The 15,760-nt window shown below is 42.3% G+C and carries 9 protein-coding genes, 2 pseudogenes and 1 other annotated feature; of the genes and pseudogenes, 4 read left to right on the top strand and 7 right to left on the bottom strand.

The features are described 5' to 3' along the window. Positions 1-67 precede the first annotated feature (67 nt). The 3 genes and pseudogenes from tdc to tyrS all read right to left on the bottom strand — a co-directional run bounded on the left by tdc (position 68) and on the right by tyrS (position 5,571). Positions 68-1,942 carry a tyrosine decarboxylase gene (gene tdc, locus RE628_RS14550; protein ID WP_309159309.1) on the bottom strand — a complete coding sequence of 625 codons (1,875 nt, stop codon included), beginning with the start codon at positions 1,940-1,942 and terminating at the stop codon, positions 68-70. A 60-nt stretch (positions 1,943-2,002) separates the two neighbouring features. Then, positions 2,003-3,408: pseudogene (gene tyrP / locus RE628_RS14555) on the bottom strand (tyrosine-tyramine antiporter). A 900-nt stretch (positions 3,409-4,308) separates the two neighbouring features. Continuing rightward, entirely contained in the window at positions 4,309-5,571 is a 1,263-nt protein-coding gene (gene tyrS / locus RE628_RS14560; protein ID WP_309159468.1) for a tyrosine--tRNA ligase, read from the bottom strand. Positions 5,572-5,642: 71 nt separating this feature from the next. Continuing rightward, positions 5,643-5,865, bottom strand: a binding site (T-box leader). A gap of 442 nt (positions 5,866-6,307) precedes the next feature. Between tyrS and RE628_RS14565 the strand changes: the two genes are divergently transcribed. Genes RE628_RS14565 through RE628_RS14580 form a run of 4 tightly spaced genes read left to right on the top strand, consistent with a single transcriptional unit; the run spans position 6,308 to position 10,036 of the window. Further along, complete coding sequence (locus RE628_RS14565) at positions 6,308-7,402, top strand: endospore germination permease (protein WP_309159310.1); 1,095 nt, start codon at positions 6,308-6,310, stop codon at positions 7,400-7,402. Further along, positions 7,399-7,644 carry a hypothetical protein gene (locus RE628_RS14570; protein WP_309159311.1) on the top strand — a complete coding sequence of 82 codons (246 nt, stop codon included), beginning with the start codon at positions 7,399-7,401 and terminating at the stop codon, positions 7,642-7,644. The genes RE628_RS14565 and RE628_RS14570 overlap by 4 nt, the downstream gene beginning before the upstream one ends. After that, a complete protein-coding gene (locus RE628_RS14575; protein ID WP_309159312.1) occupies positions 7,623-8,879 on the top strand; it encodes a spore germination protein in 1,257 nt (418 codons plus the stop codon). The genes RE628_RS14570 and RE628_RS14575 overlap by 22 nt, the downstream gene beginning before the upstream one ends. Next, complete coding sequence (locus RE628_RS14580; protein WP_309159313.1) at positions 8,876-10,036, top strand: Ger(x)C family spore germination protein; 1,161 nt, start codon at positions 8,876-8,878, stop codon at positions 10,034-10,036. Before RE628_RS14575 ends, RE628_RS14580 begins: the two co-directional genes overlap by 4 nt. Before the next feature lie 119 nt (positions 10,037-10,155). On the opposite strand, the pseudogene RE628_RS14585 reads toward RE628_RS14580, so the two are convergent. The 4 genes and pseudogenes from RE628_RS14585 to RE628_RS14600 form a co-directional block, all read right to left on the bottom strand. After that, a pseudogene (locus RE628_RS14585) lies at positions 10,156-10,481 on the bottom strand (YnfA family protein). 103 nt (positions 10,482-10,584) lie between these two features. Beyond that, the gene (locus RE628_RS14590) at positions 10,585-11,253 is read right to left on the bottom strand and encodes a DUF1266 domain-containing protein (RefSeq protein ID WP_309159314.1); all 669 of its coding nucleotides are present in this window, start codon (positions 11,251-11,253) and stop codon (positions 10,585-10,587) included. Then, the gene (locus tag RE628_RS14595; RefSeq protein ID WP_309159315.1) at positions 11,246-13,867 is read right to left on the bottom strand and encodes a J domain-containing protein; all 2,622 of its coding nucleotides are present in this window, start codon (positions 13,865-13,867) and stop codon (positions 11,246-11,248) included. The genes RE628_RS14590 and RE628_RS14595 overlap by 8 nt, the downstream gene beginning before the upstream one ends. Continuing rightward, positions 13,867-15,570, bottom strand: a complete 1,704-nt coding sequence (locus tag RE628_RS14600; protein WP_309159316.1) for an Hsp70 family protein — start codon at positions 15,568-15,570, stop codon at positions 13,867-13,869. The genes RE628_RS14595 and RE628_RS14600 overlap by 1 nt, the downstream gene beginning before the upstream one ends. Positions 15,571-15,760 lie beyond the last annotated feature (190 nt).

A 15,760-nucleotide genomic window follows, 5' to 3' on the forward strand; every position in this document is an offset into this window, starting at 1 on the left:
ATATTAGATAAAAGAGGAAAGCGTAACAACCATATCGGGTGTTACGCATTTCCTTATTTATGAGAGATTAGTTCATTTCGTACATGTAGATTTTCTCAAGCTTATTTTGCATAGCTTTTTCAATTTTACCAGCATACTCTTCAAATGTCTCAGCATCATGAGCATAAGGAGACAATGCACAAGCACGAAGGATTGTTACTTTCCCGGCGCGATCCCATTCCTCATTAGTGAATCCGAGGCTCTTCACGAATTCCAATGGGCTGTTGCCATAGTCAGGAATAGCAAAGTCGGTATGGGAAGTAATGAACTCGTTGCTGTACAAACCGCCTTTGACATAAGAAGCATAATCGAAGAAGTCATGATTCAGTTTGTTCATTCTCTCCAGATCTGTATTGCCTTCTTCATTAAATACATAGTCAACCATGTTGAAGTCAGGCTTTGTCAACGGATGAAGAACGATTGTCTTATCGCCAACTGTAAATTTCTTATCCTTCAAGAAGTTATAGAAGCGATAAGCCCCTTCGATACTAGCGCCCATTAATTTACCATAGCCTGTTACATTCAGTGGCAATACTTTATGAGCTGTCCATACAGCAGCCGCAGTAGCACCTGCTTTGGAACCTTCTAGGATATATGCACCAAGCAATGCTGGAATGTCTGCACCCTTTTCAAATACGTAGGTAGCGAAGTAAGAAATTGCTTCACGCATGCGGATGTCACGAATTGCGATGGCACCAGCGGAGTAAGGAATATAACCCATTTTATGAGGGTCAATTGTAACGGATTCTGCTTTGCTGATGGCTTTGAAGGAATTGTAGATATCTTCAGTAAGCCATTCGTCCTTCAGCTTCATATCTGTAAAGATGTTGTGTTTTTTGTACACTTCATCAATTTTATTATATTCGATAAACTCATCATTCTCATCAAGGAAGATGGCACGAGCGTAACCGCCGTATGCAGCATCGATATGAACGTAATAATAAATGCCTTCTTTAGCGAGTTTTTCACGCAATTCGATAATTTTATCGATATGGTCAATTTGGCCTTCTTCTGTACTTCCGACAACACCTACTACGCCGAGAACCGGAATATTCTGTTCAGCTAATTCGCGAATGCGTTTCTCAAGTTTCTCAATGTCCATGCGGTACTCGCTGTCAACATCAATAGCTTCAACTTGATCTAAGCCGATACCGATAATATCGCCAGCTTTCAACCAAGAATAGTGTTTGGTTTGTGGAATGAGCCATTTACCAAGTTTTTGTAGATTATTACCACCACGAGCTGACTTAGCTTTAATCTCGTCCATATGGTCAGCAAGTTTTTCAGTAAGATCCATAATTTCTTCTGTAGACATGTTCAGCAATTCCCACTCGGATTTGCCTGCTACAGCTTCAGGTACAACTTCTTTGATAGCCAGTGGAAGTGATTTGATATTACGTGCGTACCAAAGACCTTCCAAGTTGGCGATGGAACCATCGGCACAAATGTGGCCCCAGCTCTCGCCTGCTTTGTAGCTCATCAGCTTAGCAATTTCATGACCAACTTCTTCTTCCATTTGCGATGTACCTGGAGAGGATTCATAAGCCACGTTATTACCATTCCAAAGCATTGCTGCTGTATAAGCGATAATCGATGGCATCAAGGTTTCGGAGTTCATATGGCCCCAGAAACGACCTGCAGTATGCCAAGGCAGCGATTCGGAGCGAAGCTTCGATGACAATACGTTAAATACGCTACGCATATGATCGGCAGTATCTTGGAAGCTCTTAGAACTTTTATCGAAAGGAGTGATAACTGGCAAGTCTTGAGGCATATAATTTTGGCGCCAGCCCACATGTTCGTCAACCATTTTCAATAAGATTTCCTTGAACAGATCGACGTTCTCGCCTTTATCACCAAGGAACAATGCTTTGAGGTTAATATCAGGAATTGAATAGTTCATGTTGAGTACCTCCGTATTATGAAATTTATAAAAAAGGATTAATGATCGAATTAGCTGTGATTAATCACTTTTTTTCCAGCTAGGTTTTTTGAATTTATAAATGATCAGGGCAACGCCTACCATCACTACAGTCGCAACGACTTGGTAAATGACGTATCCCGTGGAGAAACTCTTAGGCAAAATAGATGGTGGAATCAAGCTAACAATGATCGTGATAACAACGCTTAGTAACGACAGCAATGAGACGAACCACATCAAACCGTTACCTTTTCCTAGACGGAATGGTCTAGTCATATTAGGTTCTTTATAACGCAGACGAACTGCGGAAATGGCGATCAAAGCATATACGATACAGTATAGAATCGTTGTCGTAATCGTGATAACCAGGAAGGCGCTGTTTACGTCAGGAACGACGATATACATAACCGATACCAAAGAAATAACGATAGCTTGAAGTAATACGAATGTAATTGGAATACCTTTGCTATTTCTCTTCTGGAAGAATGGTGGCAAGTTACCATCTTCCGCAACTTTGATCATCGATTTACTTGGTCCAAGTACCCATGCGCTAAGCTGTACAAGAACACCGATCAAGATCATCGCAGAGATAATGTTTACGAAAATAGATGGAATACCAAGGTCTGCACAGAAGATCATATATGGTTGAGTAATATTGGAAAGCTCCATCTTACCCATTGGAACACCGTTCGCAACAGTCAAACCAGCGATCAAGTTGAAGATAACCAGCAAGATTACGGAAGCAATTACCGCAATTGGATAGTTGCGCTTAGGGTTTTCAATATTGTTAGCATGCACTGAGGAAATTTCTACCCAGCAAAGATGAAGATAATACCAGATAGATAAGCGAGACTACCAAGATCGCTAAGATTAGGCAGCAGATCGCCAGCTTTGAAGTTCGCCAAGTAGCCGCTTGGATTAATGCCGTTCTTGAACATATAAGCAAGACCAAGTACTACGAGTACTAAGAATGGAATATATACACCAATAATTGAACCCCAGTTACCTGCGATTTTAACCATATCGAATTTCAAGTTCAGGAGCGTAACGCCCCAGTACGAAATAAGAATTACTGCGAAGATGAAGAAATTGTTTGAAGATAAATGAGGTACATTAATAACATATCCGAACAGTACCCCTACTGTTGAAGCAACCATAACCATACCGAAGAACATTTGAACCCATAAGAGCCATGAGGTAACAAATCCCCACTTCTCTCCAATTGCTTTTTTAACCCAGACTTGGGGTCCACCTTCTTCTTGGAATCCCGTTGATAATTCAGCCGACATCAAGGCGATTGGAAGTGCAAATAGTACAGCTGCAACCAGCATATAGAATATTTGTGTCCAACCTGTAATGGCGAGCGTCGGTACACTACGTACTGTACCGAAGAAGGCCATAGTGATACCAATCAACCCGAATAAGGTTAATTTTTTTGAATTGGCCATAAAGCTCCCTTCTTTCTCTCTAATCTAGCTCCTGATACATCCAAAATATGAATAATTAATGTATTACTAATTAATGGATGAATCATGAAGTTTTGTTGCAAGGAAATTTTATGAATTCGTTAATCGATTAACTTTCTACGTCAGAATACGCCTATTTTTATATCGTGTCAATTCGGTTCAAAGCCTTGTCACATGAGGATTTTTTGGTTTTTTCCAGAAACTTATCAACAGTCCCTTTAAAGGTTCTACCATTTCACCACTAAAGGCTTTAAACCATTTTCGCTTTTATGGGTTAAAGCATTTTCAGGGAAAAGAAATGAATATTAATACATCTAATTGCATAAATTATTAATCTTTATAGTAGAGGATAATTCATGCACAAGATCCTATTATTTATAAGCAGCACTCTCCTTTTCACTTCTGAAGTCAGGGATGAATGAAGACTGGCCCTTGGCTTTGCTTATCGTTATGATGGCTTGGGCAAAAGAAACTTATGAGTGCACATTAACGCAAGTTGAGGAATATAGTGGTTATGGTACGGTGGAATTTAGGAAAAGGTATACTTATGCGTTGTAGGGAATAACTAATCGCTTCATACAGCTCTAAATTGTTTTTTACATAAGAAGTAATATCCATCAACATTTCTATTATTTTGAAATACGACGAAAAAACGGGCTTACATGCAATTGGAAGAATAAAACAGAACAACCCAATTTTCAACCATAAAAATAGCTGAAAATTGGGTTGTTCTGTTACAAATAAGACATTGTTTTTGTGATGAAAATCATAGATTAATTGCTTGATTAAGCAGGTGAACGGCTTATTCTATCTATAATATTGTCCTTTAAATAGTTTTCTTAATTCTTACTTCTATTATAAAGGGAAGAGAATAGCTGAAAGCTATTCTCCGAGTTTAACGAGGTTGTAGTTCTTCTTGCCCTTACGGATGATAATGAAGCGACCTTCAATGGAATGTTCCTCCGTCAAGGTCATTTCTGTATCAGTGACCTTATCACCATTCAAAGTGATGGCTCCGCTTGTAATATCTTCACGCGCTTGACGCTTGGATGGTTCAATACCTACCTCAACGAGCCAGTCGACGATATTCTTTGCTTCCTTAGAAGCCTGGAATGTAGGCATTTCCTTGAAACCTTGTTCAATTTCATCTGCAGTCAGGGCCTTGATATCGCCACTGAACAATGCTTCTGTAATCTTCTTAGCTTGAGCAAGTGCCTCTTCGCTGTGTACGAATCTTGTCATCTCTTCAGCAAGAACACGTTGTGCTTCACGTTTATGTGGTTCAGTTTGAACTTTTTCCTCAAGAGCATCGATTTCTTCTTTCGTTAAGAAAGTGAAGAATTTCAGGTATCTGATTACATCGCGATCATCTTGGTTAGCCCAGAACTGGTAGAATTCAAATGGAGTTGTCTTGTTCGGATCAAGCCAGATTGCCCCGCCTGCGGTCTTACCAAATTTCGTTCCGTCTGCTTTTAGCATCAGTGGAATGGTTAGGCCGAATGCTTTTGCTTCTGATCCTTCCTTCTTACGAATCAAATCTAGACCACTCGTGATGTTCCCCCATTGGTCGGCACCGCCGATCTGCAATTGCACATCTTCATTCTTAAATAGATGAAGGAAGTCGATCGACTGCAGGATCTGGTACGAGAACTCAGTGAAGGAAATACCCGAATCAAGACGGCTAGCTACAATATCTTTGGCCAACATCGTATTGACGCTGAAGTTCTTCCCGAAGTCGCGAAGGAAGTCCAAGATCGTAATTTCCTTCGTCCAATCGTAGTTGTTCACCATACGGAGACCTGTATCTCCTTCATTTAAGAACAGCTTCTTCATTTGTGCAGTCAGAGCATCCACGTTATTTTGTACTTGATCCATCGTCTGAAGTGTGCGCTCAGTGGTACGTCCGCTTGGATCTCCGATTGTACCGGTCGCGCCGCCGATTAGAATTACTGGACGATGGCCAGCCATCTGGAATCTCTTCAGCATCATAAATGGAATCAAATGACCTATATGCATACTGTCACCGGTAGGGTCAACACCACAGTATAATGAAATCGACTTTTCAGTAGTTAGTTTACGTAATCCTTCTGCATCTGTCTGTTGATTAATAGCACCGCGCCATTCCAATTCATCGATAATGTTCATCATTGTTAGTTCATCTCCCTGGTGAAATTTTTATTAGAAAATAAAAAAATCGTCTCCTAGTCTATTGTAGACATAGGGACGATTTATTAACCGTGTTACCACCCAAATTGCATTAAAGGCGCTGCAGTTCACCATTAATACCACTCTTAGCAATGATATCGATTGCCAGTCCGCTTAGCATTACCTAAGGTACTCCGGAGTGTAATTCGCAAAGTTTAGTATGACCAGGTCGCATCAACCCCTGGCTTTCTGAACAGTGACAAACTTGCTACTTCGCTCTTTCATCGTGCATCCAATATTAGATTACAGCAATCATAGTGCTTATAAATTTCTTTGTCAACACTTAAAATTAAAAATAAAAGTTGGTAAATTATTCCCTGAAACGTTGAAATACAGTGATTATCCACATGAATTTTTGATTATTTATATCATTAACAACCCTCTCCCTTCTACCTTTTCGATTAAGTGTTTCGAGTCTTAATTACTTGTAAGACATTGACATTGAGGGCTTTTCAGTTAAGTTGAATATTTGCTTAATCACAGCTCCTCTTGAACTAATAGATCAACTATCCGAGTTCATTTTTTAACTTTTTAGTATTTTATAAAAATTCGATTTTCAGGAGATATATTCATGCTTTGGTTGCTAAATCGGCAATGAATATTTTGGAGATTAATGCTCAAGCTATAATAACCCAAGATAGACGAATGTTAATTCGATTGCTATGGAGTGAACTCTGTGAATAATTCTGGCGGTAAGATCGGTGTTATCCAGATCTTTATGATCATCATGCTCTTTAATGGATTGCTAAGTCATGTTATCGTCAATCCTATTCTACTCGATGCTTCCCACAGGGACTCCTGGATAACACTTATTTTCACAGGTGTCCTGTTCATTCCATGGACTGTTCTAATTGTCTATATTATGAGGAAGTCAGAGAGGCAACATCTCCAGGAATGGCTTGCGAAGAAGACCAGTCCATTCTTGTCCTGGGTTATGCTGGCTCCAGTAGTTATGCTGTTATTTATGATCGGCAATATGACAATTACACAGACAACGGTCTGGACGGTATCTAATTATTTGCCAGCCACTCCGCAGACAGTTATTCTTATCGTCTTAATTTTGGTCTGCCATTATGCAGCTAAGCATGGAATCACCGCTATTGCTATAGGTTCCGGTATTTTATTACCTGCTGTTCTTGTCCTTGGCTATTTTGTATCCATTTCAAACTTAACAGAGAAGGATTGGCTATTGCTACTACCTGTCTTTGAGAATGGATTGAAGCCAATTACAACTGGGATGCTGTATGCAAGTGGCGCATTATCTGAGATTTTCCTAATACTGATGCTGCAGCATCGTCTCAAATCAACGATGAAACCCTGGCATATTATGCTTTTGGCTCTTTTGCTTGTCTATATTTCACTTGGCCCTATTATCGGCGCGATTACAGAATTCGGTCCTACAGAATCTGCGAAGCAAATGGTGTCTCCCTATGAACAATGGCGACTCGTGAGGCTGGGAAACTATGTAGAGCATGTTGATTTTCTATCTGTCTTTCAATGGTTGTCAGGAGCGACAATACGCATCAGTTTGGCCCAATTTCTGATTGCAGATTTATTTGCACATCGTAATCCTCAATTGCGTAACCGCATAATAACGCTGATTACGACTCTTTTCCTCATTTTGACGGTGGCCCTGCAACGATACAATACGTTCTATTTGAGTATGTTCAGGATTGCTCTCATAGCTACTTTAATCATTGCTGTCGTCTTAACTGCCTGTTGGGCTGTTATCGCCCGGTTCGCTAAACCTACCAAGGAGGAGACATCATGAGCGAACAATGCACGCAAACTTCGGTCTGGACTAAGCAAATGCTGACTGAATTATTCAAGAAAGCATCAGATGTCGTTCTTCAGACATTTCATTTTCAGGAACAGAATAAGACTTGTGAAATTATGCTTATCTATTCTGGAGGACTATGTGACGGAACGCAAATTGCACATACGGTGCTTCCGGAAATGGACCAAATGTTCGGACGGATCACTTTGAGACTTTGCTACGGGATAATGCGGTAGGAGCTTTGCCTCTGCTTCGCTTCAATAAGGAAGCATCCAAAGAGGATATTGTAGATTCTATCTTCGAAGGAAATCTCCTGATTGCCTTTACAGATACGAATGATCTGTTCAAGTTGAATATTAGTAATCTTCCGGAGCGCGCACCCGAGGAATCGAGTACAGAAATTTCGATTAAAGGACCCCGGGACGGATTTGTCGAGTCATATGTGAAGAATATAGCTTTAATCCGCAAGCGTATCCGCAGTACTTCTCTATGCTGCGAGACGATTATACTGGGCAGGCGAACAAGAACTAAGATCGCATTAATGTACTTAGACAATGTCTTGTCTCCGAAAATCTTAAATGAACTTAAACATCGAATCAAAAAAATCGATGTCGATGGTCTCTTTAGTATTAATCAACTTGAGGAAGCTCTGTCCGATGTAAAATATCCGATCTTCCCTCTTCTCGATTCGACAGGAAGACCGGATTATGCTGTGAATGCCTTACTCGCTGGAAGGTTTGTTCTCATTATTGACGGGAATCCGCTCACTCTCGTTGGTCCTGCCACTTTTAACATCGTCATGAAATCACCGGAGGATATGCATTTTGGCTTTCTGTATGTTTCCTTTGTCAGACTAGTTCGTCTTTTCAGCTTCTGGATGTCGATTCTATTGCCTGGTTTGTGGGTGGCCCTGACTGCATTTCATCAAGACCAGATTCCGTTCCAGTTGATGGCGACCATCGCCTCCTCGCGTCAAGGGCTGCCATTCTCAGCGCAGATGGAGATGTTTATCCTGTTGTTGCTGTTGGAAATTTTCCGAGAAGCAGGGGTACGGCTCCCATCCGCGATCGGACAGACGTTAACGGTCATCGGGGCTCTCGTTATCGGTGATGCCGCGATTCGGGCGGGATTAGTATCTCCTTCCGTCGTCGTTGTTGGTTCTATTACAGCGGTCATGGGGGTTACGCTTGTAAATCAGACGTTAAGCTCAATTGTCAGTGTATTGCGCTTCTTTATGTTTCTAATCTCGTCGTTTATTGGAATGTACGGGCTTATTTTAGCGATGATATTGCTCTTGTTCTATATGTCCAGGCTCAAATCATTCGGCGTTCCTTATCTCTCGCCGATATCCCCTCCCATTTTTAAAGACATGTTGAAGGCCTATTTACGGCTTCCTTGGAGTAAAATGCGCACCCGTCCAGCCTCACTTGATCCGATCGATCCTGATCACCAGAAGGAAGATGGGCAATGAAGCGGGTATGTCGGAAGCTCCTATTGCTGGCGAGTGTTATTCCAATGCTAGTGTTAACGTCCTGCTGGAATTCCAAAGATATTCAGAACATGGCCTATGTCACGGGGATCGGATTCGACTTTAAGGACGGAAAATATATTACTTATGTACAAGTTCTAAATTTTGCCAACATCGCTAAATCTGAGACCAATTTGTCGGGACGCAACGTTCCAACCTGGATTGGTAAAGGGGAAGGAACTACAGTAACCCAGTCCTTCAATTCGATTTATTCAACTGCACAACTCAGGGTATTCTGGGGCCATGTTAAGGCCATCGTGTTCAGCGACAAATTCCTTGAGGAAGGTGAACGAATCCGGTCTTCATACGATTTCGTTAACCGTTATCGTGAAATTCGATATAACATTCCGATCTACGGAACGCGGGAACCGATGCGGGATATTTTCTCTACGAAATCAAATTTGAATATTTCCCCGCTTCAGACCGTGATGGAATCGCCGGAGATGACCTATTCCCAGCGATCAAGCATTATGCCCTTATACGGCTACAAGCTGGTCGCTCTAATCAATGAACTGGCAGGAGCCCCGCTCCTCCCTTCATTAGCGATCGACCGGGAAGCTTGGACGGAGGACAAGGACCAGAAGCCGATGTTCAAAATCGACGGTGCCTATTTCTTCCAGGGATCTGTGGCCAAAGATTGGTTCTCCGAAGATGATTTGCAGGGCTATCGCTGGATGCAGAAGAAATTACAACGATCGATCATCAATATTCCGGATGATATTGAACCCAAAGCGGCAATTGTGCTAGAGAAACCGAGAACAACAGTTCATCATGTCGTTCGTGATGGGCATGTCAACTATACAATCCATCTGAAAATAAATGCTTATGTAGATGAGCTTCGTCGCAACCTCAAAAAGCAGGAAATCGAGGATATGGCCGCTCAAGCTATCGAGAAACAAATCAGGTACACCTTTAAGAAAGGTACGGAACGCAAGGTTGACATATTTAATCTTACGGAATGCTTGTATCGTGAGAATCCAAAGAAATGGCGGGAATTAAACAAGGAAGGTGGATTTATGATCGATAAAGAATCATTAGTAAACGTTAAAGTGGATGTGAAGTTACAGCATAGCGGAAAATATAAGTTAAGGGTCGATTAGCTGGAGAATAAAAAAGAGCATTCACATGTGATAGGCAGTATACACCTGCAGATCATAAGTGGATGCTCTTTCATATTCAATTCGTATGCACTTGTTCTAGATTTTCCCGGTACAGCCGCTTAATTCCTCGGCGCTAACAACATGACGGATACACCAACCAGACAGATCGCGGCTCCAATCCAATCATATAAGTCAGGCGTTTTCTTATCGATGCCCCATCCCCACAATACGGATAAAACAATGAATATACCGCCATAGGCCGCATAGACCCTTCCGAAGGAAGAGAATGATTGAAATGTAGCGATAACCCCGTAAAGTGCCAGAATAATTCCACCAAGCCCACCTAACCAGAAGGACTTGCCGTCACGAAGCCAAAGCCAGATTAAATATCCCCGCCGATTTCTGCAATTCCTGCCAAAATAAAAATAGCGATCGATTTTACCATTTATTGATCCTTCCTACACTAACTCACCAGTTCAATCCATAAAGTTAAGTATACAAGAAAATTAATGAAGCAGATAGCGAAACAAAATAATTCATCATGTTAATTAGTAGAGAGGATTTGTCTCCAGCTTCGTATTCCAAGGCAAGAAGCTCCATGGACAATTCGTATCGGTTAACTGCCTTTTAATGAACTGAAGATGCATCGAAGTACTGGAATCATCCAGTTCTTTCTGCCAAAATTGCCTGCCGATAATATAAGCAAGCCCATATTCTATCCAATTACTATAAGATTGCTGGATCTGGTTCGCGTTGTTCAACAGATAGGACCAAGCGTATTCTCGAGAAAAATATCCGACCTCAGCACAAAAATGACATATTGAGGCAGCGCGCCCGAGATCCCAGGCGAGTATGCCGGATTCGGGTAGCAGTTTGTCATACCTTTGCACGATCCGGGCATTTATCGTCTTATATTCGTCCTTTAATGATGCGATATACAGGTCTTGCTGCTTAGTGGTCATAAAACGAACAATTTCCCGGGTCTGGTTAAAATCTTCACGATGGCCTATTTCAGAAAGCGAATTAAGGGTATCATAGGCACTCTCTTCATCTACGATACTCCACCCTTCACCTAAGAGGACATCCTTAATGTCATCGATATTGCGACTTCCTTTATCAGGAGCATATTCATTGGCAAATACATATCCGTTCGCATTTAGCAATATATCGCCAGCAGCTAGCGCCCAGAGTTGACTCGAGCTAAGCAAGTTATTCATTTACGATCACTTCCCCCGGGAATTCAGTACTTAGTGCTTTATCATCAAGTATATTAGGAAAATCAAAATGCATGGTCGTCTCTTTCAAATAACTATAAGGATTCATACCCAATCTATTTAATAATTTGCCTCGTTTGATATAATACTCCTCTAAATACCTAAGCCGTCTCACATAATCCGGATGATTGGGACATGCCTCTACAGCGCTTCGTGCTACTTCCAATCCAGTCTCATGATCGCCAAGCCCATAGAGAACAAGACTATAATAACTACTCGTATCTCCGCGTAGCCCCGAGTTGTAGGCAGCCTGAAAGTAAATTTTAGCTTTGTCATACCTATTGGTGTAATACATGAGTATCCCGCAATAGAACCAGATATATGGATTACGATTATTCTCAGCGACATGATTGATGTACTTATCCGCTGAGACATTCAGCATCCTCAGAAGAGAGTTATCAATATTGTTCCAATTCTGTAGCTCCACGAATACTCTCACGAGCTGCAGCAAAGCCCATTCATTGTTCTCTTCCAGCTTGAGCACTTTCTCTAGTGGATCAATCGCCTCATCAAATCGGCGGGATGCTAATAGAGAAGCTGCATAGAACTTTAAAAAAACACATGGATCATCTACACCTTCAAGATGCTTGAGTAGCTCCCTATATGTGGCTACCGCCGCCTCCCACTCTCTAAGGAACATACTACTATTGCCTATCAATAGATTCGCATAGAGCTGCAAATCCTCCGATTCATAGCTTAGGAATTCACGGATATTCGTCCGACACAACTCATATTCCTCTAAGCGATAGTGGGCTAGCCCTTTATTATAATAAGCGTAGTAGAAATTTCCCTTCTCTAATGCGATATCAAGCATATCAATGCATTCGCGGTGCTTGCCGGTGCCCAGCAACACTTCACCATATTCAAAGAAAAATACCGGATCACTCGTATCATCCAATTTAGCGCTATTAAAATGAAAAGAGCTCTCGGTGTAACGTTTCAGATTATAATAACAGTTCGCGATCCCGACATGAGATAGACGGTGGTCCTTCTGCTCTAAGGCATACTTGTAGACATCAATCGCTTCTTCATATCTCTCCGATTTTCTAAAAGTTTCCGCTTTATAAAACAACGCGTCGCCATCTGTTGGATCTAGTTCCAGAATCTGTTCGGATAAGATCAGACTAAAATCGTATTCACCAAGAAAATATGCGTTTCGCGCGGTCTCCAGTAGTAGTTCAAGCCTGAAGCCATTATCCAAATTTTGTTCCTGAACAGCTGTTTTATAATAATGAGCGGCCTCATCATAGCGCCCAACCAGATGTAGAATATGGCCGAACAGATAGTTCTCCCTTACATTCAGGGCCTCTTGCTTCTCCAGATAACTTAGTATTTCAATCGCTGTGTCATGGAATAGGTCCATCTCTTGATAAGTTTCAACCATTCCTGATAGTAGTTCGAAGAGTTCGGGATTCGGTTCTAAGTGCGTTAAAATAGACTCAAGCCGACTACTAAACACAATAAATTGATGCAGCGCATGCAAATCCCATGGACAATGCTTAGTGATGCGAAGATATGTATTTATCGTCTCGATATCTTGTTTCAGCTCGGTATGACATTGAGCCAGACCTGTAAGCGCCCGAAAATTATCCGGTTCATTAATTAGAATCCGCCCGTATGCATGGCAGGCTTCTTCATAGTTGCCCGTCTTAAAGAGCGCGAAAGCCAGTTCATTATAATAATCGGAATCCTCGGCAGAGACATCCATCCTCCTTAAGATCCGGAGCACTTCATCCCACTGTCCCTGCTGCATCCAGTATTGTCCCAACATTCTGCATAGATCAGGCTCATTCGGGATAAGCTTAGCAGCCTCAAGCAAATAATGTTCAGAGCGTTCATAATCACTATGAATTAAGGTGATCTGCGCTCTTCCTCTTAGTGATAGGAAGTTCTCAACGGCCTCATCGTCTAGTTCGCATCGGGCAATAAAGTCATAGTTCAAATCCCAATAAGCTTCCAGCTGTCGATAGAAATGATGGATATAGTCTTCCGGGAAATTCTTCTCCAGCCAGGTTGTCATACTGGACCAATGAAAAGATTCATCGAGTAGTCTCCATACGGCGCCTGGAGCCCAGGATCTCTCCATGAGCATCCTAAGTAACTCATATTCTATAATTTGACGCGTCCCAATCCCGATAAACCGATCATCGTCCAGCAGCGAATTCCAACGACTCACGTCCACCCGATAATGAATGTTATCGTAGAGCGCGGCAGCTTCATGAAGGAACTCTATGGCCGAGGCTGTTGAGATATCAACGTACTGAGTCTGTTCCGGTTCGTTATTCACTTCAGAAGAAGTCGTCAATATTTCAGCAGGAATCTGCTCACGAGTGACAGCATAACCGTCTTGTTCAATAGCCCTTGCTTCATCTTCACGCCGACGGAGCTGATTATTTTTAACTTCTACTACCACTGCTTCATAAGCTACGCGCAGGCGTTGGAAGCCTTCCGGATCATCCTCCGGATGCGCCACTTTGAGCTTGGTCACATAAGCTCGCTTGATCACTACGAGATCGTCAGTGGGCTCGATACCTAAGAGGCTCCAGAATTCTTTCATCAGAATTCTATCCCCCTCTCGATCGTATCTAGATAAGCTTTGTAATCCACAACGGCCTGTTTTATTTCCCGGTCATCTTGACGGTTCAGAATATCCTCGAACTGGCGCAGTAGCATCGCCACCTGGTCACGTGTCCTTCCCAACGATTCTTCATATAGTCTCTCTCCACGGGCTAGTAGTAGCTTGATATCCATGCGATCTCGTGGATGAATCTTGATCTTCGAGAGTTCCTTGAACCTCTGTTCGATCTGCTCTTTAGAGTATTGGCCTGGATGTTCTTCGAAGATCACCTGCTTCTTCTCGTCAGTGCTAACAATGGTAGTTTCAACCTCAAGTATGCCATTAATATCATAAGTGAAGCGTATATCAACGGCTTGCTCTCCCTTCTTGGCTGAGGGAAGATCAACCAGAAATTCGCCAAGTGCAATATTGTTTTGTATTAATCGGCTCTCTCCTTGATAGACGTCAATTCGCATCGAAGTCTGCCAGTCGTTGATCGTATAATAGCGTCCGATTTTGCTCACGGGAACAACAGAGTTACGCTCAATGATCGGACTGAAATGACCGGATTCATACTGCCCTGGGGAGATTTCCACAGCCATACCAACGCCTAAAGTATACGGACAGACATTGGTTAATACGATATCGTTCACCGCCTCGTCTCGGGCCTTCATTCCAGCTTGAATAGCTGCTCCGATCGCTACCGTTTCATCGGGATCAATATGCGCGGAGGCCAATCTATTGAACATTTTAGCGACAAACGTAGAGATGATCGGCATCCTCGTAGCCCCGCCGACAAGGATAATCGCATCAAGGTCGGATGGACGGACCGCCGCATCTCGAACTGCCCGTTCAATCGGTTGTCTCAGTCGCATCAGCAGCGGCTTGGCCAAATTTTCGTAAAACTCTCCACTAATCTTGTATGGCTTCAGTGTATCAGTCTGGCTGAGCTCCATTACTGCTGCTTTGCCTTGAGACAATGTAAGCTTAGCTGCTTCAGCCTGTTTGCGGATCGCTCCGGTAAGCTTGTGATCCTCGAGATCAATGCTCCCAATCTCCTGTCGTGAGATGAATTCCTGGAACAGCAGATCCGTGAAGTCTTCACCTCCCAGATAGTTGTCTCCAGCGACAGCTTGTACCTCCATCAAATCCTCGAACCGTTCGAGAATAGAGACGTCAAAGGTACCTCCGCCCAGATCAAATACAAGAAAGCGGGTATTCGGGTCTTCTAAATGTAATCCATAAGCAACTGCCGCTGCAGTAGGTTCATTTATTAGCCGTTCTACCTTTAACCCAGCAAGCAGTCCAGCTCTTCTCGTCGCTTGTCGCTGAGCATCATTGAAATAAGCCGGTACGCTAATCACTGCCTCGGCAACGGTTGTACCTAGATAGGCCTCAGCGTCCTCCTTCAGAGCGCGAAGTACAAATGAGGATAGATCTTCGGAGGAGAATCGATAATCTCCAAGCTGAAAGATTTTGTTCGTACCCATATATCTTTTGAACACGGAAGCCGTCAAATGCGGGTGTGTAATTAGTCGTTGTCTTGCGACTTCCCCAACAATCACATCTCCGTCCTCTTCCACACTAATAATAGAAGGCGTTAAATGCTCACCGAGCGAATTAGGAATAATCTTTGGTCCTTCAGGCGTAAAAGCGGCGACAACACTGTTTGTTGTACCCAAGTCAATTCCGATAATTGTCAAAATCTATCCCTCCATTTCTATAAAAGCGTATATCTATAGCCATGATGCGAATCTATGTAGTAGTTATTGGAATCTGTAGATTCCATATTATACAGTCCAGTGAATATGTCTCATGTATGTTATCGGAATGAAAATAACAGTTCTTAAGACCTATTAACAATTTTTATATTGGTCCTGGAACAGCATAACA

The sequence above is a fragment of the Paenibacillus sp. D2_2 genome, from assembly GCF_031199965.1.
GTDB lineage: Bacteria > Bacillota > Bacilli > Paenibacillales > Paenibacillaceae > Fontibacillus.